The organism is Streptomyces sp. SID13666 (assembly GCF_010548325.1).
In the GTDB taxonomy this organism is placed as follows: Bacteria; Actinomycetota; Actinomycetes; order Streptomycetales; family Streptomycetaceae; genus Actinacidiphila; species Actinacidiphila fildesensis.
The window spans coordinates 1-20,267 of the sequence record NZ_JAAGLX010000036.1 but is presented as its reverse complement, the minus strand read 5'-3'; the positions used below and the strand labels follow the sequence as shown (position 1 = coordinate 20,267).

General features: G+C 69.4%; 17 protein-coding genes and 1 pseudogene. 7 read left to right on the top strand and 11 right to left on the bottom strand.

Features of this window, described 5'->3' with window-relative positions; genetic code table 11:
• Positions 1 to 8: 8 nt before the first annotated feature.
• Together G3I60_RS32750 and G3I60_RS32745 are read left to right on the top strand one after the other, a co-directional pair.
• Positions 9 to 527 (top strand): amino-acid N-acetyltransferase, encoded by a 519-nt coding sequence (locus G3I60_RS32750; protein ID WP_138354120.1) that lies wholly within the window; start codon positions 9 to 11, stop codon positions 525 to 527.
• 122 nt (positions 528 to 649) lie between these two features.
• Positions 650 to 988 (top strand): Lsr2 family protein, encoded by a 339-nt coding sequence (locus G3I60_RS32745; protein ID WP_138354121.1) that lies wholly within the window; start codon positions 650 to 652, stop codon positions 986 to 988.
• Here the strand turns inward: G3I60_RS32745 and G3I60_RS32740 are convergent.
• Complete coding sequence (locus G3I60_RS32740; RefSeq protein ID WP_187144969.1) at positions 919 to 1,500, bottom strand: SCO3374 family protein; 582 nt, start codon at positions 1,498 to 1,500, stop codon at positions 919 to 921. The genes G3I60_RS32745 and G3I60_RS32740 overlap by 70 nt on opposite strands.
• Before the next feature lie 429 nt (positions 1,501 to 1,929).
• Here G3I60_RS32740 and G3I60_RS32735 point away from each other — a divergent pair, with 429 nt between their 5' ends.
• Positions 1,930 to 4,464, top strand: a complete 2,535-nt coding sequence (locus tag G3I60_RS32735) for an ATP-dependent Clp protease ATP-binding subunit (RefSeq protein WP_138354122.1) — start codon at positions 1,930 to 1,932, stop codon at positions 4,462 to 4,464.
• Between the two features lie 86 nt (positions 4,465 to 4,550).
• Here G3I60_RS32735 and G3I60_RS32730 read toward each other — a convergent pair whose 3' ends face one another.
• Together G3I60_RS32730 and G3I60_RS32725 are read right to left on the bottom strand one after the other, a co-directional pair.
• Positions 4,551 to 7,823 carry an NACHT domain-containing protein gene (locus G3I60_RS32730; protein WP_164296163.1) on the bottom strand — a complete coding sequence of 1,091 codons (3,273 nt, stop codon included), beginning with the start codon at positions 7,821 to 7,823 and terminating at the stop codon, positions 4,551 to 4,553.
• Between the two features lie 5 nt (positions 7,824 to 7,828).
• On the bottom strand, positions 7,829 to 8,173 hold the full coding sequence (locus G3I60_RS32725; RefSeq protein WP_138354123.1) for a trypco2 family protein: 345 nt from the start codon (positions 8,171 to 8,173) through the stop codon (positions 7,829 to 7,831).
• Between the two features lie 480 nt (positions 8,174 to 8,653).
• Between G3I60_RS32725 and G3I60_RS32720 the strand changes: the two genes are divergently transcribed.
• On the top strand, positions 8,654 to 9,358 hold the full coding sequence (locus tag G3I60_RS32720; protein WP_138354124.1) for a M23 family metallopeptidase: 705 nt from the start codon (positions 8,654 to 8,656) through the stop codon (positions 9,356 to 9,358).
• 39 nt (positions 9,359 to 9,397) lie between these two features.
• Here the strand turns inward: G3I60_RS32720 and G3I60_RS32715 are convergent, their stop codons facing one another.
• A complete protein-coding gene (locus tag G3I60_RS32715; protein ID WP_138354125.1) occupies positions 9,398 to 9,973 on the bottom strand; it encodes a TetR/AcrR family transcriptional regulator in 576 nt (191 codons plus the stop codon).
• Positions 9,974 to 10,151: 178 nt separating this feature from the next.
• Here G3I60_RS32715 and G3I60_RS32710 point away from each other — a divergent pair, with 178 nt between their 5' ends.
• A complete protein-coding gene (locus tag G3I60_RS32710) occupies positions 10,152 to 11,738 on the top strand; it encodes an MDR family MFS transporter (RefSeq protein ID WP_203674468.1) in 1,587 nt (528 codons plus the stop codon).
• Between the two features lie 74 nt (positions 11,739 to 11,812).
• Here the strand turns inward: G3I60_RS32710 and G3I60_RS32705 are convergent, their stop codons facing one another.
• From G3I60_RS32705 to G3I60_RS32685, 5 genes are all read right to left on the bottom strand, one after another.
• Entirely contained in the window at positions 11,813 to 13,051 is a 1,239-nt protein-coding gene (locus tag G3I60_RS32705; RefSeq protein ID WP_138354126.1) for a HAMP domain-containing sensor histidine kinase, read from the bottom strand.
• Between the two features lie 6 nt (positions 13,052 to 13,057).
• Positions 13,058 to 13,741 (bottom strand): two-component system response regulator CseB, encoded by a 684-nt coding sequence (cseB, locus tag G3I60_RS32700; RefSeq protein ID WP_138354127.1) that lies wholly within the window; start codon positions 13,739 to 13,741, stop codon positions 13,058 to 13,060.
• Complete coding sequence (locus tag G3I60_RS32695) at positions 13,734 to 14,342, bottom strand: hypothetical protein (RefSeq protein WP_343241483.1); 609 nt, start codon at positions 14,340 to 14,342, stop codon at positions 13,734 to 13,736. Before G3I60_RS32695 ends, cseB begins: the two co-directional genes overlap by 8 nt.
• A complete protein-coding gene (locus G3I60_RS32690; protein WP_138354128.1) occupies positions 14,330 to 14,860 on the bottom strand; it encodes a SigE family RNA polymerase sigma factor in 531 nt (176 codons plus the stop codon). The genes G3I60_RS32695 and G3I60_RS32690 overlap by 13 nt, the downstream gene beginning before the upstream one ends.
• Before the next feature lie 178 nt (positions 14,861 to 15,038).
• Positions 15,039 to 15,935, bottom strand: coding sequence for an A/G-specific adenine glycosylase (locus G3I60_RS32685; RefSeq protein ID WP_164296165.1), 897 nt, complete (start codon positions 15,933 to 15,935; stop codon positions 15,039 to 15,041).
• A gap of 131 nt (positions 15,936 to 16,066) precedes the next feature.
• On the opposite strand from G3I60_RS32685, the gene G3I60_RS32680 reads away from it, so the two are divergent.
• Positions 16,067 to 16,888 carry a hypothetical protein gene (locus G3I60_RS32680; protein ID WP_138354130.1) on the top strand — a complete coding sequence of 274 codons (822 nt, stop codon included), beginning with the start codon at positions 16,067 to 16,069 and terminating at the stop codon, positions 16,886 to 16,888.
• A 213-nt stretch (positions 16,889 to 17,101) separates the two neighbouring features.
• On the opposite strand, the gene disA is transcribed toward G3I60_RS32680, so the two are convergent.
• Complete coding sequence (disA, locus tag G3I60_RS32675; RefSeq protein WP_138354131.1) at positions 17,102 to 18,226, bottom strand: DNA integrity scanning diadenylate cyclase DisA; 1,125 nt, start codon at positions 18,224 to 18,226, stop codon at positions 17,102 to 17,104.
• Positions 18,227 to 18,327: 101 nt separating this feature from the next.
• The gene (radA, locus tag G3I60_RS32670) at positions 18,328 to 19,713 is read right to left on the bottom strand and encodes a DNA repair protein RadA (protein ID WP_164296167.1); all 1,386 of its coding nucleotides are present in this window, start codon (positions 19,711 to 19,713) and stop codon (positions 18,328 to 18,330) included.
• Between the two features lie 192 nt (positions 19,714 to 19,905).
• Here radA and G3I60_RS45875 point away from each other — a divergent pair.
• A pseudogene (locus G3I60_RS45875) lies at positions 19,906 to 20,267 on the top strand (hypothetical protein); the annotation flags it as partial.

Here is a 20,267-nt window from a genome sequence, read left to right as displayed (position 1 = left end):
GTCCGGCCATGCCCCTCGTATCAAATGACGTCACCATCCGCCGGGCCAGGACCAGTGATGTGCCGGCTGTCCGCAGCCTGCTGGACTCATATGTCCGTGACCGCATCCTGCTGGACAAGCCCACGGTGACTCTTTATGAGGACATCCAGGAGTTCTGGGTCGCCGAACGCGACGAGGACGCCGCCGTCGTGGCCTGCGGCGCACTTCATGTGATGTGGGAGGACCTGGCAGAGGTCCGCACGCTGGCGGTTCATCCGGGACAGCGTGGGAAGGGCGTCGGACATCAAGTCCTGGCCAAGCTCTTGCAGACCGCGCGCTGGCTCGGAGTCCGCAGGATTTTCTGTCTCACCTTCGAAGTCGACTTCTTCGCGAAGCACGGCTTCGTCGAGATCGGCGAGACGCCGGTGGACGGTGATGTCTTCGGCGAGCTGCTGCGTTCCAATGACGAGGGAGTGGCCGAGTTCCTCGACCTCGAGCGAGTGAAACCGAACACCTTGGGCAACAGCCGCATGCTGCTGCAACTCTGAGGGTCCCGGTATGTCCGGTACGCGCACGGGCATCTTGCTCAGCTTCGCGCAAGGGGTTTGTGTTTTTCCGTAAAAGGCGCTTTGCTTTTACCGTTAATCCGTTTTCGATGAAAGGGAAGCCGGTGGCACAGAAGGTTCAGGTCCTTCTTGTTGACGACCTCGACGGCGGCGAGGCGGATGAGACCGTCACGTTCGCACTCGATGGAGTGACGTACGAGATCGACCTCACCACTGCCAATGCGGACAAGCTGCGCGGGCTGCTCACCCCGTACCTGGACAGCGGTCGCAGGACCGGTGGACGGGTCGGCCGTGGCCGCGGTCCCAAGGTTGTGCGCGGCGGTTCGGCGAGCCAGGACACCGCGAAGATTCGTGCGTGGGCCAAGGACAAGGGCTATGAGGTCAATGACCGCGGCCGTGTTCCCGCGTCCATTCGCGAGGCGTACGAGAAGGAACACGGCTGATTCTCCAGCAGCCGGACCCGGTGGCAGGCCGTCGCGAGAGCGGAGACCAGCGCCACCAGGCCGATGGGTCCCCCCACACCATCGGTACCGGAGCGGCCCGTGAAGCACATCGCGGGCAACGTAGGTTCCACCTCGCAGCCCGGTTGGGGAGGCCGCAGCCAGACCGGCGCCGTCCGGTCGTAGGCGGCCTCCCGGCGTCCCCATTCGGGATGAGCCGGCGCCCGCATCAGATCGCCCGCACCCAGGGCGGTCAGATCGAGCGGGATTCCGCCCCATTCCAGCCATTCCAGCAGCCCGGGCAGTTCCTCCGCCGTACCCGCCGCCACCAGCAGCAGGACCCGCCGTCCGTCCAGCGCGACGGGCCCCAGTTCACCGGGCCGCGGGAAGCGTGTCAGTGCGGCGAAGCCCACCTTGGCGGGAACCTCCAGCGCGTCGAAGCGCGCACCGGTGACCAGGTGCGGAGGCGTCGTACCGGCGATCGGCCAACCCAGCTCGTGCTCGTACCAGCCCATGCAGTATGCAACTCCCGCGGAGCACAAGGGTTACGAGCGGTGGCGCTCCGGATACGCTCCGTGCCCGCCGAAGGTGCCAGGTGTGCGGCCGATGAGCGCAAGGTTGTTCGCCCGTAGCGCACCCGTTGGCCTCGCGCGGCATGGAATGTCGGTGCCGGCGGGTAAGAAAGTCCTAGTGGGACGGGACGACGGCCGCCGCGGATGGGCGCGCGTTCGCCATCGGCGTACTCGATAAAGGTCTATTCACCTGGCCTGCGGGAACATCGTCTCGCACCATCAGGTTGGAGCTGTTGTCGGCTGCGTGGGACTAAAGGGCCCAGGTGGGTGTCTACGGTTGAAGTGAGCTGCCCCGCTGTCGGGACTAGCATGCGGAAGGACAGGGAGGGGACCGCCCCCTAACTGCCCGACCGCTCTGAGGAGCGATTAACGATGTTCGAGAGGTTCACCGACCGCGCGCGGCGGGTTGTCGTCCTGGCTCAGGAAGAAGCCCGGATGCTCAACCACAACTACATCGGCACCGAGCACATCCTCCTGGGCCTGATCCACGAGGGTGAGGGTGTCGCCGCTAAGGCCCTGGAGAGCCTCGGGATTTCGCTCGAGGCGGTCCGCCAGCAGGTGGAGGAGATCATCGGTCAGGGCCAGCAGGCCCCGTCCGGGCACATCCCCTTCACCCCCCGTGCCAAGAAGGTCCTGGAGCTGTCGCTCCGCGAGGCCCTTCAGCTCGGACACAACTACATCGGGACCGAGCACATCCTGCTCGGCCTCATCCGCGAGGGCGAGGGCGTCGCCGCCCAGGTCCTCGTGAAGCTCGGCGCCGACCTGAACCGGGTCCGGCAGCAGGTCATCCAGCTGCTGTCCGGCTACTCCGGCGGCGGCAAGGAGTCGGCGGGCGCCGGCGGCCCGGCCGAGGGCACGCCCTCGACCTCGCTGGTCCTGGACCAGTTCGGCCGCAACCTGACGCAGGCCGCTCGGGAAACCAAGCTCGACCCGGTCATCGGGCGCGAGAAGGAGATCGAGCGGGTCATGCAGGTGCTGTCCCGCCGCACCAAGAACAACCCCGTCCTCATCGGCGAGCCCGGCGTCGGCAAGACCGCCGTCGTCGAGGGCCTCGCCCAGGCGATCGTCAAGGGTGAAGTTCCCGAGACGCTCAAGGACAAGCAGCTCTACACCCTGGACCTCGGCGCCCTCGTCGCCGGTTCCCGGTACCGCGGTGACTTCGAGGAGCGCCTGAAGAAGGTCCTCAAGGAGATCCGCACCCGCGGCGACATCATCCTGTTCATCGACGAGCTCCACACCCTGGTGGGTGCTGGTGCCGCCGAGGGCGCGATCGACGCCGCGAGCATCCTCAAGCCCATGCTGGCGCGAGGTGAGCTGCAGACCATCGGTGCCACGACGCTCGACGAGTACCGCAAGCACCTGGAGAAGGACGCGGCCCTTGAGCGCCGCTTCCAGCCCATCCAGGTCGCCGAGCCGTCGCTGCCCCACACCATCGAGATCCTCAAGGGTCTGCGCGACCGGTACGAGGCACACCACCGTGTGTCGATCACCGACGCCGCCCTGGTCGCCGCCGCCACCCTGGCCGACCGCTACATCTCGGACCGCTTCCTCCCGGACAAGGCGATCGACCTGATCGACGAAGCCGGCTCCCGGATGCGCATTCGCCGGATGACCGCACCGCCGGACCTCCGCGAATTCGACGAGAAGATCGCCGATGTGCGCCGTGAGAAGGAGTCCGCGATCGATTCGCAGGACTTCGAGAAGGCCGCCTCGCTCCGCGACAAGGAGAAGCAGCTCCTCGCCGCCAAGGGCAAGCGCGAGAAGGAGTGGAAGGCCGGCGACATGGACGTCGTCGCCGAGGTGGACGAGGAGCTGATCGCGGAGGTCCTGGCCACGGCCACCGGCATCCCGGTCTTCAAGCTCACCGAGGAGGAGTCCTCGCGCCTGCTGCGCATGGAGGACGAGCTCCACAAGCGCGTCATCGGCCAGAAGGACGCCATCAAGGCGCTCTCCCAGGCGATCCGGCGTACCCGTGCCGGCCTCAAGGACCCGAAGCGTCCCGGTGGCTCGTTCATCTTCGCCGGCCCGTCCGGTGTCGGTAAGACCGAGCTGTCCAAGACGCTCGCCGAGTTCCTCTTCGGCGACGAGGACGCGCTCATCCAGCTCGACATGTCGGAGTTCAGCGAGAAGCACACCGTCTCGCGGCTCTTCGGCTCGCCTCCCGGCTACGTCGGCTACGAAGAGGGCGGCCAGCTCACCGAGAAGGTGCGCCGCAAGCCGTTCTCCGTCGTGCTCTTCGACGAGGTCGAGAAGGCCCACCCCGACATCTTCAACTCCCTGTTGCAGATCCTGGAGGACGGTCGGCTGACCGACTCCCAGGGCCGGGTCGTGGACTTCAAGAACACGGTCATCATCATGACGACCAACCTCGGCACCCGGGACATCTCCAAGGGCTTCAACCTCGGCTTCGCGGCCACGGGTGACGCCAAGACCGGGTACGAGCGGATGAAGGCGAAGGTCGGCGAGGAGCTCAAGCAGCACTTCCGTCCCGAGTTCCTCAACCGTGTCGACGACATCGTGGTCTTCCACCAGCTGACGGAGGAAGACATCATGCAGATCGTCGACCTCATGGTCGCCAAGGTGGACGAGCGCCTCAAGGACCGCGACATGGGCCTGGAGCTCAGCGTCGAGGCCAAGAAGCTGCTCGGCAAGAAGGGCTACGACCCCGTCCTGGGCGCCCGGCCGCTGCGCCGGACGATCCAGCGGGAGATCGAGGACATCCTCTCCGAGAAGATCCTCTTCGGTGAGCTGCGCCCCGGTCACATCGTGGTCGTCGACACCGAGGGCGAGGGTGAGGAGAAGAAGTTCACCTTCCGCGGCGAGGAGAAGGTCACGGTCGCGGACACCCCGCCGATCGAGGCCGCGGGTTCCGGCGGAGCCGCGCCGAACCTGTCCAAGGACGCGTAACGCCTGCTGCTCGGCATTGCACGGCGCCGGCCCCGAAACCTTCTGGTTTCGGGGCCGGCGCCGTTTGCGCGGTCGGCGGGTGCGGATCAGTCACGACGGTGCGGGGTGATGTGCAGCCGGTCCTGCGGGAACAATTCGGCGCCGATGACCCGGGCCGCGTTCTCCACGGTGAGACGGATTCCTTCGACGCCCCGGAGTGCGGTGAGGTCGAGCGTGGTGGTGGCCGGCGCGGTGGCGTAAAGGAACCGCAGATCCACCAGGCCGGGCAGAAGCCGCACCAGAGAGGCCAGATCGACGACGGGTGACGGATCGACGAGCTGGAGCGTCGCGACAGCCGGCATGGTTACCAGAGCCTCGGTGATGTGGTGCCGGACATCCCGGAGCACCAGTTTCCTGAGATCGGGCAGGCCGGCGAGAGCCGATAGACAGGACACCTCGTCGGGACAGTCGATCGACACCCACCCCAAACTGCGCCATTTCTCGATTCCGCGCAGGCTTCGGACGTCTGCGTTCCGAATCAGCCAAAGACGAGTCAGCTGTTCCAGTGCCGGCGCGTCGCGGAAATCGGCCCACTCAACGTGTGTGGCGAGGCCCAGAGAACGCAAGGACTCCAGACTCTCCAGCACCCGGAGATCCAGAGGCCGCGTGAAGTTCCAGAGGTCGAGGTACTCGAGGGAAGTGTTGCCCCTCAGATCCTCGAGGTCGGTGATGCCCGGACAGTTGGCGATACCCAACAGCTCCAGTTCAGGAGCGGCCGAAACCCGGCCGAGGTTGTCCAGAAGCGGATTGTCCTTGATGTTGAGACGTTGCAGATGGACCGTTCTGGACGGCGGCAATAGCTCTTCAGGAGGCAGCGCTCCCACACACCAGAGGAGCCTGGCGTGGGCCAGCGAAGGCAGGGCCCGGAGTTTGGCCGCGCTGTCGATGGTTACCCATGAGTTGAGAAGCGAGTACTTGAGTACCTGCTCCGCATAGGCGTCGACGGGGAAGTGGTCCCACGCCTCGACAATGCTGAATTGCACCTGCGACCGCTCGTCCTGGGTGAACCTGCTGATGAAGGCCATGGCCGCATCCGTGCCGAGTTTCCCGGCGGTGCGGACCACCGCCGCCGCCTCCTGCACCGAGAGGCCGGCGGGTCCTGGCAGCAGTTCCAGGACGACGGGGCCGACCGCGGCCAGCGCGTCGGCGCCCTCGTCCGAGCGCGGCGGGATGAGGGCCGCCGCCCGCTCCTCCACGGCGGTCCTGACGACCGCGTCCAGTTCCACCGCCTGCTCCAGGCAGGCCATCGCCAGCAGATGGAGCCGTGAGCGGTGGCTTTTGGTGCGGTCGCCCCGGGCGACGAGCTGGTTGAGGAGCCGGGCGCGCTCGTCCGGGCGGGCGTGGGCCACCGCCATCCGCAGGACGTCCTCCCACTGGTCGTCGTGGGCGTTGCGGACGAGGAACGCGAAGTCGCGCTCCTCCACGGCCGCCTTCGCGCCCAGATAGTCCTGGAAGGTGCGGTGGATGAAGTCGACGGTGCCTTCCGCGGGCTCGCGCAGCAGTCCGCTGCGGAGCAGCAGGTGCTGGAAGACCTGCGACGCGTCCCCCATCGCGGCCACCGCGGGCATCGCGGGGAGCGCTGCCGCGATGAGCTCCTCCGCGTCGGTCTGGTCCATCTCGACCTGGCCGTTGCGGATCATCCAGTAGGCCAGCTTCTGGAGGAGCTGGATCTGGGGTTCCTCGGTGAGCCGTACGTCGATGTCGCGTTCCAGGTCGCGGCGGCCCAGCAGCATGGACATCGCGGCGTCGTACAGCTGCTTGCGGCTGTGCGGCAGATAGCCGCGGCGGTCGCGGTGCAGGGCGCAGATCAGTCCGCACATCAGGGGGTTGGTGGCGAGGCGGGCGAGGTCCTGCTGGGTGCGGACGGCGTCGAGCAGGGAGCGCTGGTAGCCGTCGGTCCTGGCGGTCTCCTCGGCGTCGGCGTCCGTCGCGCGGGCGGCGTCGTGCCAGCGGGTGATGAACGCGCCGACGTCGTCACGGCCCATGGGGGAGAGCGCCAGCTCGGCGAAGGCCTCGCCCGCGAGCCACGCGTCCGAGACCGCGGAAGGGCGCGAGGTGACGAGCCACAGGTTGCCGGGGAAGGCGATCAGCAGATCACGCAGCCAGTCGCGGACGCGGTCGCGTTCCCGCTCACCGATCTCGTCCAGCCCGTCGACGAGCAGCAGACCCCGGCCCGCCTGGAGGATCCGCTCGGTCCAGCCGTCCGGCGCGGTCAATGGGACGTTCGCGGAGCGGAGGAATTCGGCGGGGAGCGGCAGCTCGCCATGGCGGATGAGGGTGCGCAGCGGCAGGACGAACGGGACGCGGTCCCGCAGATGGTGATCCCCGGCGTCCTGGTCCTGCCCGGCGGCGGACACCGCCAGCCACTGCACCAGCGTGGTCTTCCCGGATCCGGCGAGACCGCGCAGCAGGACGCGCTCACGCCCGGCGAAGGTCTGCTCCGCGCGCACCGACCCCCCGCCGCCCGGCAGCGGGCTCCCCGGTGCGCCGCGGTCGGGTTCGGTCACCTCCAGGCTGAGGTAGGCCGCGTCGAGCGGCCAGACGGCCCGGGAGCGGTCGCTGAGGTCGATCCCGAAGATGGTGAGGGTGGAGTGCCGCTTGGCGATGTACGCCGCGTAGCGGGACGTGAACGCCGCGTCCGGGTCGACCGGCCGGGTGATGAACGTGTAGGCGCAGCCGGCGGCATCGAGCGCGCCCATGAAACCCCGGTGTCGCACGAGCTCGGCGACGGGGACGGTGATGAGCCGGCTGTGCGGCCAGCCGCGTGGGTCGCCGCAGACCACGGCCATCAGCAGGGCGCCGCAGAAGACGGCCGCGCCGGACATCCCGGCCCACGCCGACCCGCCGTCCTGTCGTGCGGAGGGCGGGGCGTGGTCGCTGTCCAGGACGTACTGGCGCTTGAGCATCCCGGAGCCGGGTTTGAGGGTGCCGGTCACCTGCTCGCTGTCGAGGGACTTCCCTTCCGGGCCGCCGCGCTGGACGTACGGGAAACCGATCGCCTGGCAGTCACGGATCGGGGAGAGGGAGTCCACCTCGCCCAGCTGGACGAGGCCGGTGGGCGGCACCAGGTCGACGGGGGCCTCGATGAGGGCGACGTCGATCTCGCGCTCGATCTCGTGCGGCTGCCACACGACGCGGCACCGCACGTCGCCCGGGCCGCCGGGTACGGCGATCCGGATGTCCAGGCCGTCACCGATGACGTGGGCGGCGGTCAGCACCAGCCGGGGGCTCAGCAGATAGCCGCTGCCCTGCCGGCCGCCAGAGAAGACCGCCGCGATCCGGTTCCGCTGGGGGCCGTCGGCCCCTGGCCCGGCGGCCATGGCGGTCAGCTGCCGGCGTCGGTGAAGTGGCTGCTGTCGCCCTCGTCGTCCATGTGGATGTCGAGATGGCCGCCGGTGGCGGCGTTCTTCGGCTTGAGGGTGAAGGAGACCGTGTGGGTGCGGCCCCGGGAGCGGGTGCCCTCCACCCCGGCGTCCACGACCCAGGCCTTGACGCCGGCCTTGCCGGTCACGTCGCGGCGGATCTCCACGGTGAACTCCATGTGGATGTCGCCGACCTCGAAGCGGACCGCTTTCCCGCTGCCGCGCGCGGCAGCGGTGGCCAGGCCCTCACGGACCGCCTCGACCGCATCCGCCAGTTCGATGTCGTTCAGGTACTCGTCCGCCGCCATCGTGTGCGCCCCCGCCCTGTCGATGGGGCAACGGTAGGGCAGCCGGGGCGGGCGCCGCCATGCTTTCCGGGGAATTGAGTGGCGGGGGTCACAGGACTTTCGGCCCGGGTGAATGGCGGAACGTCCCGCGGGAAAGCGATTTGATCTTATTGCGTGGTGACATGGCACACGCGCCATTCCGAGCTTACTAGGCGGAATAGTCGATGCTTCAAGGGCTCGGAAGGCGGTTCCGCACCGGCCACCGGAACCGCGGGAAAAACACCGTCGGTCCCATGTTCTGGCTGGTCGAGCTGGGTGCGCCGGACTCACTCAGTAGCCGGGGTGAGCCCGGCAAGAGGCGTTTCGTCCTTGCTTTCGCTACGGCCGCAGTTAGTAGCAGCGCGCCTTGTGCGGGCACAGCGAAGCGCGTTACCACTGAATGGCAGGAGCGGCCCACAGTCGCTCCTGCTTCATACCCCCCATTCAGTGAGGTAATCCTGCATGCTTAAGAACTCGACGAAGAACCACGCCCCGAAGTCCGTCATGCGTGGTCGTGCGGCCGTGGTGGCGGGCGGCGTGTGCGTGGCACTCGCGCTGGGCTCTACGGCGGCCATGGCCGCCGACTCGCAGGACGCGGGTCTCTTCGGGACCGCGTCGGCGAACAGCATCGCGGACGTCATGAAGACGCAGGCCGACGTACAGAAGAAGGCCGCCGCGGCGAGCGCGAAGGCCGCTGCCGCGAAGGCCGACGCCAAGAAGCGGGCGGCCGTGAAGTCCGCCGCGGACCGCAGCGCGCGCCAGAACGCCTGGGTGAAGCCCGTGACCAGCTACACGATCGGCGCGTCCTTCGCGCAGGCCGGCTCGCACTGGTCGCACAAGCACTCCGGCCAGGACTTCGTGGTGCCGACCGGCACCCAGGTCAGGGCTGTGCACGGCGGCACCGTCGTCGAGGCCGGCTGGGGCGGCGCCTACGGCAACAACATCGTGATCAAGCACGGGAACGGCACGTACACGCAGTACGGCCACCTGTCGAAGCTCGAGGTGTCGGTCGGCCAGACCGTGAGCACCAGCCAGGAGATCGGCAAGTCCGGCAGCACCGGGAACTCGACCGGCCCGCACCTGCACTTCGAGGCCCGCACCACGCCGGTCTACGGCTCGGGCATGGAGCCGCTGTCGTTCCTGCACCAGCACGGCGTCAACATGTGACGCATGCCGTCAGGTGACCCACAGCGTCATCAGCGGTGATCAGTCCAGGTTCCGGTGAGCCTGGGCGATGAGATCGAGGGCGACCTCGAGGATGGCTTCGCGCTTCTCCTCGGGGTCGCCCTCGATGTTCTGCACGGCGAACATCCCGGCGTGCATCGCGAAGAGCGCGGTGATGCAGCGGACCTGGCTCGCCATCGAGAACTCGGGCTCCTTCAGCAGACCGTTGAGCGCGAGCATCTTGCTCTTGAACTGCTCGCCGATGCTGAGCTCGCGGACCGTGGCCTGGTTCTCCTGGATGAAGCGGAAGAGCGCGCTGGCGCCCCACAGGGCGGCGCTGTAGCGGCGCAGCATCTCCTGCTTGTTCTCCAGGGTGCGCGGCTGCGCCTCGGCCCAGGTGATCAGCTCGTCGACCGGCCGGCCGATGTCCTCGACGATGCTGGTGAGGATGTCTTCCTTGGTCTTGAAGTGGTAGTAGAGCGCGGCCTTGGTCACCTCGAGGTGCTCGGCGATCTCGCGCAGCGAGGTCTTCTCGTACCCCTGCTCGGCGAAGAGTTCGAGCGCGACGTCCTGGATGCGGTGGCGGGTGTCACCGCGACGTGCCTGCGAAGTGCCCATGGCTACCGCTCTCCTGCGTCGACCGCCCGAATGGCCGGTATGGCTTTGGTCAAACGTAATCTACTTACTTGACGACCGGCTAGCTGCGGCTTACCTTCGGTATCGTAGCGAACTAGCCGGGCGGCAAGTAAGTACCGAAAGCACAAGCGGGCCGCCCCATCCAGGGGAGGCACCGGTCATGTCCCAGACCGCAGAAACGCCACCCGAAGCGGCTCCTCAGCGCAGTGTGCGTGTGGTTCTGCTCGGGCTCATGATCGCGATGTTGCTCGCGATGCTCGACAACATGATCATCGGTACCGCGATGCCGACGATCGTAGGGGAGCTCGGCGGCCTCAACCACCTCTCCTGGGTGGTCACCGCGTACACGCTCGCGACCGCCGCCTCGACGCCCATCTGGGGAAAGCTCGGCGACATGTACGGTCGCAAGGGCATCTTCATGACGTCGATCGTGCTGTTCCTGGCCGGTTCCGCACTCTCCGGCCTCTCCCAGTCGATGGACCAGCTGATCGCCTTCCGCGCGATCCAGGGCCTCGGCGCCGGCGGTCTGATCGTCGGTGTGATGGCGATCATCGGTGACCTGATACCGCCTCGGGAACGTGGCAAGTACCAGGGCATGATGGCCGGCGTCATGGCGCTCGCGATGATCGGCGGACCGCTCGTCGGCGGCACCATCACCGACAACTGGGGCTGGCGCTGGAGCTTCTACATCAACCTGCCGCTCGGCGTGGTGGCGCTCGCGATGATCTACATCGTGCTGCACCTGCCGAAGAAGCGCGTCCAGGCCCGTATCGACTACCTCGGCGCCGGACTGCTCACCGTCGGCATCACCGCGCTGGTGCTCCTCACGACCTGGGGCGGCACCCAGTACGGCTGGGCCTCGGCGCAGATCATCGGGCTCCTCGTCCTCGGCGTGGTCGCTATCGCGGCCTTCATCTGGGCCGAGACCCGCGCCAAAGAGCCCGTCATGCCACTGCACATCTTCCGCAACCGCAACTTCTCGCTGATCTCCCTGATCGGCTTCCTGGTCGGTTTCGTGATGTTCGGCGCGATGACGTTCCTGCCGCTCTACCAGCAGACCGTCCAGGGTGCCTCGGCCACCAACTCGGGCCTGCTGCTCCTGCCGATGCTGCTGGCGATGATGGTGGTCTCGCTGATCGCGGGCCGGGTCACCACCCAGAGCGGCCGGTACAAGATCTTCCCGATCATCGGCGGCGCCCTGATCACCGTCGGGCTGTACCTGCTGTCCACCATGGACACCGGGACCACCCGCTTCATGTCCGGCGTCTACATGGCCGTGCTCGGCGCGGGCATGGGCTTCCTGATGCAGATCACCATGCTCGTCGCGCAGAACAGCGTCGAGATGAAGGACATCGGCGTCGGCAGCTCGTCCGCCACGCTCTTCCGCACCATCGGCGGCTCGTTCGGTGTCTCGCTCTTCGGGGCGCTCTTCACCCACCACGTGCAGAACACGATGACGGAGCTCGGCGGCACCGCGGGCAGCAAGGCGATCGGGGCGGGCGCCCAGCTCGACCCCGCGCGCATCGCCCACCTGCCGGCGGAGGTGCGGGACGCCTACCTGCACGCCGTCTCCAACGGCACGCACACCGTCTTCCTGTGGGGCGCGGTGATCAGCATCGTCGGCTTCGTGGCGGCCTGGTTCGTCAAGGAGATCCCGCTGCGCGGTGCTCCGCAGGCCCCCGGCGACGGCGACAAGACCGACAAGGACGAGGCCTCCGAGGCCCTGCACCCGGTCGAGGCGATCTGACCCCCTCGTAGCGCCCGTACGACGACGGCCCCCGGCATCTCCTGCCGGGGGCCGTCGTCGTTGTACGGGCATGGCTACCGAGGCAGCAGCAGCTGCGCGACCGCGCCGCCGCCGTCGGAGGCGGGAGCGTTGCGGAAGGTGAGCCGGGCGCGCAGTACGCGGGCCTGGCCGGTGGCGATGGTGAGGCCGAGGCCGTGGTCGCCGCCGGCCCGGTCGGAGCTGCCGGTGCGGAAGCGGCTGGGCCCCTCGCGCAGCAGATCGTCGGGGAAGCCGGGACCGTGGTCGCGGATCCGCAGGAACGGCCCGTTGATGCTCACCTCGGTCTGCGGCTTGCCGTGCCGGGCGGCGTTGGCCAGCAGATTGCCGAGGATGCGCTCCAGCCGGCGCGGATCGGTGTGCACGACCGCGTCCTCGATCACCGTCACCACGGCATCGGGATCGAGCGCCAGCACCCGCCTGCGGACGAAGTCGCCCAGGGCGACCTCCTGCAGATCGGCCTGCTCCGCGGCGCCGTCCAGCCGCGCCACCTCCAGCACGTCCTCGACCAGGGTGCGCAGCGCCTGCGCCCGGTTCCGCACCAGCTCGGCGGGACGGCCCGGCGGCAGCAGCTCGGCCGCGGTCACCAGCCCGGTCACCGGCGTGCGCAGCTCGTGGGCGATGTCGGCGGTGACCCGGCGCTCGGCCTCCAGCCGGTCCTGCAGGGCGTCGGCCATCGCGTCGACGGCCGCCGCCAGCTCGTCGGTCTCGTCCCGGACCCGGCCGCCGATCGCGTCGCGCACCCGTACCTCGGGGTTGCCGTCGGCCACCTTGCGGGCCGCGACGGCGGCCTTGCGCAGCCGCCGGGACATCTGGCCGCCGATCAGCACACCGAGCGCGGTGCCGCCCACCACCACCGCGAGCGAGCCGACGACCAAGGCCTGGTCGAGGTCGACGAGGACCGAGTAGCGGTCCTTGAAAGTGGTGCGCAGCGACAGGATGCGGCCGTCGTTGGTCGGTGTCTCGGCCCACACGATCGGCGCGCCGCCACTGTCCTGGACGTACGTCGCCCGTTCGCCCCTGGCCGCGAACTCCTTGAGCGGCTTGGGCAGGGCCGGGTCGTCGAGCTGGGCGGAGAAGACCTTCTTGCCGGTGACCTCGTAGATCCGCAGCGCGGACTGCACCCGCTCGTCCTGTACGTCACGGGAGTTGTCGATCATGCTGACGCGGGCGGCGTTGTGCACCACGAGGCTCAGCGCCACGGCGACGAGCACCGATACGCAGGCGATGGCGGCACTGAGCTTCCAGCGCAGACTGGAGCGGGGGAACAACGGCATGGTCTGTCAGGCCCTGAGCTTGTAACCGAAGCCGCGCACCGTCTCGATCCGGTCCTGGCCGATCTTGACGCGCAGCCGCTGGACGTGGACGTCCACGACCCGGGTGTCGCCACCCCACTCATAGTCCCAGACCCGCTCCAGCAGCCGGTCGCGGGAGAGCACGGCGCCGGGCGCCGCGGAGAACTCCAGCAGCAGCCGCATCTCGGTGGGGGTCAGGGCGAGCCGCTCACCGCCGCGGGTCACCTCGAGGCCCTCGGGGTCGATCTCGATGTCGCCGAAGGACAGCAGGGCAGCCTCCGCCGGTTCGTCACCGGAGGAGGCGTGGCCGAAACGGCGCAGGACCGCCCGGATCCGGGCGACCAGCACCGCCCCGTCGAAGGGCTTCGTCACATAGTCGTCGGCGCCGGCCTCCAGGCCGAGCACGATGTCGATGGAGTCGGCGCGCGCGGACAGCATGATCACCGGCACGGTCGACTCGTCCCGGATCCGCCGGCACAGGCTGACGCCGTCCAGGCCCGGCACCATCACATCGAGCAGCGCGAGATCGGGCTGCTCGGCGCGGAACGCCTCCAGCCCGGCCAGTCCGTCGGCGACCGCCGTCACCTTGAAGCCGTCACGCTCCAGCGCGAGCGTGGTCGCCTCGCGGATGACGTCGTCGTCCTCGACGAACAGGACGTGTGTTTCAGCCATTCGACTTCTTTTCCGGCTTGGGGGTGGGGAGCGCGTCCCCGTAGTCGGTGTACGTACGCTCCACCTGGACGAACCTGGTGTCCTTCCAGACGTACGTCAGGGCCTCCTGCCCGGTGGGGCAGCAGACCTGGTCGTCGCCTTTGTACACCTGACGGATGATCTCCAGCTTGCCGTTTTCCGCGCTGCCGTAGACCGGCGGCTGCTCATCGGCGAAGACGTTCCGATACTGCCCGCCGACCATCCGGTACACATAACTCGCGATCCCCATGCCGTCGCCGCAGGTGGCGACGTTCACGATCAGATCGGGTCCTTCTCCGCTGGTCAGATCGCCGGACGAGGTGTCCACCGGGTACTCGTCACCGGCGCAGGGCGCGAGATCCTCGCGCACCTCCTGGCTGACGTTCTGCGTGTCCTTCTTCACCAGCTTCGCCAGCGCCGCCGGGTCACCGGCGATGGCCGGCGCCGGGCTGGGCTCCGCCTTCAGCGTCTGGAGCGGTGCGGGGCCCTCACGGCGTGCCCCGGTGCCGGTCCTGCAGCCTGCAAGCGCGGTCAGCAGGCACAGAGCCACTGCCACCGCGGTCAGCGCTGCTAGGCGGCGCACACGCCCTCCATCCGTGAGTAGCCGTAGCGGCCGTGCTCCAGCTCATGGCGCAACCGGGCCAGTGCCCGGTGCAGGGTGCTCTTCACCGTACCCGTCGACATCCCCAGCGCGCGGGCGGTCTCCTCCGTGGACAGCTGGCCGTAGTGGCGCAGCATCACGACCTGGCGCTGCTTGGGCGCGAGGACCTGCAGCGCGTCGCGGAGCATCTCGCGGTCGGCGCGCTGGTCGGCGCCGTCGTCGACGCTGGCGTCCGGCAGCTCCTGGGTGGGGATCTCGTCGAGCTTGCGGTTCCGCCACCACTCGGTCCGGGTGTTGATCATGACGCGGCGCATGTAGGCGTCCGCGAGCGTCTTGTCGGCGATGCCGTCCCAGCGGGGGTAGGTGCGCACCAGCGCGGTCTGGACGAGGTCCTGGGCGTCGATCGGGTCGGGGACGAGCCGCCGTGCGCTCCGCAGCAGTGCGTCCTGCCGGGTCCTCACGTACTCCTCGAACTCCAGAACCGTGCCGTTCGCCGCCATGGGTCGCCCTCCGTCCCGTGCTGTCCCGCCCTGTCGACTGTTGCGCTGGGGTGCCAACCGTTCCGACGAGGACGACGCTACGGAGGGGATGTTGGGCTTTTGCCACCGTGGGCGCACAGAGGACTCACAGGAAGCCGTCGGTTATGTAACAGCCTCAGGACCAACGTCCCGAAGGGGTTTAAACCGGCAGTCGGTAGACCCCGTCGGCGAGCGGCTCGACGAGACCGTCCGCCACCAGGCCGTCCAGCGCGCGGGCCCGCTGCACCGGCTCGTCCCACACCGCGTCCAGCGCGGACTGCGGCACGGGATCGACCGCGTCCCGCAGCACGGCCAGCAGTTTTCCGCGCACCTGGCGGTCGGTGCCCGCGTACGTCTGGCCGCGGCGCGGCGGGCCGGTGTGCTTGGGGGAGCCGGCCAGCCGCCAGGCGCAGCTCGCCGCGATCGGGCAGCGTACGCACTCGGGCCCGCGCGCGGTGCACACCAGCGCGCCCAGCTCCATCGTCGCCGCCGCCCAGCGGGCGGCCGTCCCCTTGTCGTCGGGCAGCAGCGCCAGCGCGGTACGGCGCTCCGCGGCGGTCGTCGCGGTCGGCGGGTACTGGACGCCGGTGACGGCGCGGGCGAAGACCCGGCGGACATTGGTGTCCAGGACGGAGTGCCGCTGCCCGTACGCGAACGAGCCGATGGCGGCCGCGGTGTACTCGCCGACACCGGGCAGCGCCAGCAACTTGGCGTGGTCGCGCGGGACTTCACCGCCGTGGCTCAGCGCTATCGCGGTCGCCGCCGCGTGCAGCCGCAGCGCGCGGCGCGGATAGCCGAGCCGTCCCCAGGCGCGGACGGCCTCACCCGCGGGCTCCGTGGCGAGGTCGGCGGGCCGCGGCCAGCGCGCCAGCCACTGCTCGTACACCGGCAGCACGCGGCTGACCGGGGTCTGCTGCAGCATGAACTCGCTGACCATCACGCCCCACGCACCGGCCTCCGGGCGGCGCCACGGAAGGTCCCGGGCATGCTCGTCGAACCAGTCGATGACGGGTGCGTGCAGATCGTGGTGGGCGGTGGCGCGGGTGTCTGTGCTCATAGCGTCGTCGATCCTCGCACATGCCACTGACAGTGACCGCTCGCGCGGGAAAACGTGATGATCGGGAAAGACCGCGCCCGGTGCGGCGGGTGTTGCGTCGGTGCGCGGCCGATCTCCCCTAGAGTTCGCGTGTGGGCTCTGTGCGCAATCCGATCGGACCTCTTCCGTCGTCCATCTACTGGCGACGGCGGGCTGTTGTGCTCTGCCTGGTCGCACTGCTCGCCGTGCTGGCCGTCTGGGCGGTCAACTCCGGCGGCTCCAGCGGCGGCACCGGCGCGAAGGGACCCGGCGGTCACACCCCGGCGACCTCCATCACGCCCGGCCCCACCCCCAGCGGACCGCACCTCCCCGGCCGCCCGGGCGGCCGGGACACCAGCGGTGGCAGCGGCAGCGGCGGTTCCTCCGACGGCACTTCGTCCGGCGGCTCCTCCGGCTCGCCCTCCGGCGGCACCGACTCCGGTGTCTCCGGCGGCGGTTCGAACGGCGCCTCGTCCGGCGGAGCGGCCTCCGGCGGCTCCAGCGGCCAGCTCCCGGCCGGCTCGACCCTCGCCGACTGCGCCGTCTCCGACGTCCAGTTGACGCTGCGCAGCACGCAGAACTCCTACGCGCCCGGCCAGAAGCCGAAGTTCGAGCTGACCGCGGCCAACTCCGCCGCGACGGCCTGCAAACTCGACTTCGGATCGACGGCGGCCATCGTCACCATCACCAACACCACCGGCAACAAGCACGTCTGGTCCACCGACGACTGCCCGGCCGGCCGCGGCGCCTACCTTCTGCAGGTTCCGGCGCACAGCTCGACGACTTACACGATCGAGTGGAACCGCCAGACCAGCTCCCCCGACTGCGCCACCCCCAAGGGCCAGCAGGCAGCCGTCGGCACGACCTACCTCGTCGAGGCAAGGCTCCAGGGCTTCACGCCGAAGCAGGCGTCATTCGTCCTGAAGGCCGACTAGGCGTGTTGCGAAAGTAGCGCCGTTCGCCCGGTGGGCCAGGCGGGACTTTCGCAACACGTCCTCGCTCGGCCGAGAAGCCGAAGGGGGCCGGGTCCGCAGGGGCAGGGTCCGAAATGCTGCCGAGCTGTTTGTGGGCCGCCCGGCACGTAAATACTCGATTTCGGACCCTGCCCCGGAGGGCCCGGCCCCCGACCCGCAAACCGGGACGGAGTCCTAGACGTACCGCTCCAGGATCGACGACTCCGCCAGCCTGGACAGGCCCTCCCGCACCGAACGCGCCCGCGCCTCGCCGACCCCGTCCACCGTCTGCAGGTCGTCGACGCTCGCAGCGAGCAGCTTCTGCAGGCCGCCGAAGTGCTCGACCAGCCGCTCGATGACCGTGTTCGGCAGCCGCGGCACCTTCGCCAGCAGCCGGTAGCCGCGCGGCGAGACCGCGGAGTCCAGCGTCTCGGGGGAGCCGGTGTAGCCCAGGGCACGGGCCACGGTGGTCAGTTCGAGGAGCTCGGCGTGCGGCAGCGCGTCCAGTTCGACGAGCGCCTCCGGCACGGTCCTGTTCCGCTTCGCGGTCGGCTCCGGCACGTAGTCCCGGACGACCAGCTCGCGCTCCGGCTCGACGCCCGCGATCAGCTCGTCCAGCTGCAGGGAGAGCAGCCGGCCGTCGGTGCCCAGCTCGACCACGTACTCGGCGATCTCGGTGGCGATCCGGCGGACCATCTCCAGCCGCTGCGAGACCGCGCTGACGTCCCGGACGGTGACCAGGTCCTCGATCTCCAGCGCGGAGAGCGTGCCCGCCACCTCGTCCAGGCGCAGCTTGTAGCGCTCCAGAGTGGCCAGCGCCTGGTTCGCCCGCGACAGGATCGCGGCGGAGTCCTCCAGGACCCGGCGCTGCCCGTCGACGTACAGCGCGATCAGCCGCATCGACTGGCTGACCGAGACGACCGGGAAGTTGACCTGCTTGCTCACCCGGTCCGCGGTGCGGTGCCGGGTGCCGGTCTCCTCGGTCGGGATGTTGGAGTCGGGGACCAGCTGCACACCGGCCCGCAGAATCTTCGTGAGGTCCTTGTCGAGGATCAGCGCGCCGTCGAGCTTGCACAGTTCGCGGAGCCGGGTCGCGGTGAATTCGACGTCGAGGACGAAGCCGCCGGTACAGAGCGACTCGACGGTCTTGTCCATGCCGAGGACGAGCAGACCGCCCGTATTGCCCCGCAGAATGCGTTCGAGTCCGTCACGCAGGCCGGTGCCGGGAGCGACCGCGCTGAGCGAGGCGCGCATCAGGGCATCAGCAGCGGAACTCCCGCCGGACTTGCCGGGAGCTGCTGCCCGGTCGTTGGCTGCCACTGCAATCCTCCGGTCGCTACGGATGCCCAAAGGGCGAGACCAGGGCAAAGTTTACTGACGTTCGCTCCGCAATGGGCCAGCGACCGCTGTTCGGACCGTCTCTAGGCCCGTGAGCCACGCTTCGGGAGCACCCGCAGGGCGTCTCCTATGTCGGCCACCTCGATCACTTTCATGCCCCGCGGGATTTTCCCGGGATCCGGCGGTACCAGGGCATGGGTGAAGCCCAGCCGGGCGGCCTCGGACAGCCTGCGCTGCACCCCCGTGACCCGTCTGACCTCGCCCGCGAGGCCGACCTCGCCGATCGCGACCAGGTTCTTGGGCAGCGGTGTGTCGATCGCCGCGCTGGCCAGCGCGAGCGCCACGGCCAGGTCCGCGGCGGGCTCGGTGAGCTTCACTCCGCCCACCGTCGCCGTGTAGATGTCGCGCTTTCCGATCGCCTGAATCCGGCCGCGCTGTTCCAGCACGGCGAGCATCATCGAGACCCGGGACGTCTCCAGACCCGAGGTCGTGCGGCGCGGGGACGGGATCTGGGTGTCGACGGTGAGCCCCTGGACCTCGACCACCAGCGGGCGCTTGCCCTCCAGCGTGACCGTCAGGCACGTACCGGGAACCGGTTCGTCGCGGCGGGTCAGGAAGAGCCCGGAGGGATCGGCCAGTCCCGTGATGCCCTCGTCGTGCAGTTCGAAGCAGCCGACCTCGTCCGTCGCGCCGTACCGGTTCTTGACGCCGCGGATCAGCCGCAGCCGGGCGTGTCGGTCGCCCTCGAAGCTCAGCACCACGTCCACCAGGTGCTCCAGCAGACGGGGGCCCGCGATGGCACCGTCCTTGGTGACATGGCCGACCAGGAGCGTCGACATACCGCGCTCCTTGGAGGCGCGGATCAGCGCGCCCGCGACCTCGCGGACCTGCGCCATGCCGCCGGGCGCGCCGTCGATCTCCGGGGACGCCACCGTCTGCACCGAGTCCAGGATCAGCAGCGACGGTTTGATGTCGTCCAGATGGCCCAGGACCGCCGACAGGTCCGTCTCGGCCGCCAGGTACAGATGGTCGGAGAGTGCGCCGATCCGGTCGGCGCGCAGCCGGACCTGGGACGCCGACTCCTCGGCGGTGATGTAGAGCGTCGGGCCCTGGGCGGTCGCCGCCTTCGCCGCCACGTCCAGCAGCAGCGTCGACTTGCCGACGCCCGGCTCACCCGCGACCAGCACGACCGCGCCGGGCACCAGCCCGCCGCCGAGCACCCGGTCCAGCTCGGGCACACCCGTCGAGCGGGCCGTCGCCTGGCTGACGTCCACCTGGCCGATCGGCTTGGCGGCCGTCGTCACCCGGCCGGCCGCGGTGGTCCTGACGGCGGGCGCGCCGCCGAACTCCTCGACGGTGCCCCAGGCCTGGCACTCCCCGCAGCGGCCGAGCCACTTCACGGTGGTCCAGCCGCACTCGGTGCAGCGGTAGGACGGGCGGTCCTTCGTAGCGGTCTTGCGGGGAGGCATGGGGTTCACCGTAGTGGCAGGGTCCGACAACGCGTTCCCGGTGGACCGCGACAGCGCACGTACTCGCATTCCCCCCGGCACTCGTACGAGTTAACGGGGTGTCCCCTTTTGAGCGGCATCACCACCCATACGGGTTAACGCTCACGAGGACGCCTGAGACTTGTGCTCCCGCCGCCCTACCGTCGCCAGGTGATGAGCAGGCAGGAGACCCACCCCCAGGACGCCGCTACGGGCCCTCGCACCGGTACGCACCGCAAGCACCGGGCGACGGCGCCCCGGACGCGCCCCGAACCGCGTTCGGAACAGCGCAAGGACCGGCGCCCGCACGGCACGTTGCCGATGCAGCCCCCGGCCCACTACGAGCCCTATCTGGACGGGCTGTTCACCTACTGCCTCTCCGTCCTCTGCGAGCACGACGCCGCCGCGGCGGCGCTCGGCGAGGTGCTGGCCCTCGCCGAGCGGCAGCGCGGCCGGCTCCGTGAGGCCGGGCTGCGCCGCCCCTGGCTCTACGCCCTCGCCCGCTGGTCCTGCCGCCGCCGCCTCGCGGCCGGCCG

What these genes read in the sequence shown, in the direction of transcription:
- G3I60_RS32750 (WP_138354120.1), top strand. Translation starts at nt 9, where the DNA reads ATGCCCCTCGTATCAAATGACGTCACCATCCGCCGGGCCAGGACCAGT.
- G3I60_RS32740 (WP_187144969.1), bottom strand. Translation starts at nt 1,500, where the DNA reads ATGGGCTGGTACGAGCACGAGCTGGGTTGGCCGATCGCCGGTACGACG.
- G3I60_RS32735 (WP_138354122.1), top strand. Translation starts at nt 1,930, where the DNA reads ATGTTCGAGAGGTTCACCGACCGCGCGCGGCGGGTTGTCGTCCTGGCT.
- G3I60_RS32730 (WP_164296163.1), bottom strand. Translation starts at nt 7,823, where the DNA reads ATGGCCGCCGGGCCAGGGGCCGACGGCCCCCAGCGGAACCGGATCGCG.
- G3I60_RS32725 (WP_138354123.1), bottom strand. Translation starts at nt 8,173, where the DNA reads ATGGCGGCGGACGAGTACCTGAACGACATCGAACTGGCGGATGCGGTC.
- G3I60_RS32720 (WP_138354124.1), top strand. Translation starts at nt 8,654, where the DNA reads ATGCTTAAGAACTCGACGAAGAACCACGCCCCGAAGTCCGTCATGCGT.
- G3I60_RS32715 (WP_138354125.1), bottom strand. Translation starts at nt 9,973, where the DNA reads ATGGGCACTTCGCAGGCACGTCGCGGTGACACCCGCCACCGCATCCAG.
- G3I60_RS32710 (WP_203674468.1), top strand. Translation starts at nt 10,152, where the DNA reads ATGTCCCAGACCGCAGAAACGCCACCCGAAGCGGCTCCTCAGCGCAGT.
- G3I60_RS32705 (WP_138354126.1), bottom strand. Translation starts at nt 13,051, where the DNA reads ATGCCGTTGTTCCCCCGCTCCAGTCTGCGCTGGAAGCTCAGTGCCGCC.
- cseB (WP_138354127.1), bottom strand. Translation starts at nt 13,741, where the DNA reads ATGGCTGAAACACACGTCCTGTTCGTCGAGGACGACGACGTCATCCGC.
- G3I60_RS32690 (WP_138354128.1), bottom strand. Translation starts at nt 14,860, where the DNA reads ATGGCGGCGAACGGCACGGTTCTGGAGTTCGAGGAGTACGTGAGGACC.
- G3I60_RS32685 (WP_164296165.1), bottom strand. Translation starts at nt 15,935, where the DNA reads ATGAGCACAGACACCCGCGCCACCGCCCACCACGATCTGCACGCACCC.
- radA (WP_164296167.1), bottom strand. Translation starts at nt 19,713, where the DNA reads ATGCCTCCCCGCAAGACCGCTACGAAGGACCGCCCGTCCTACCGCTGC.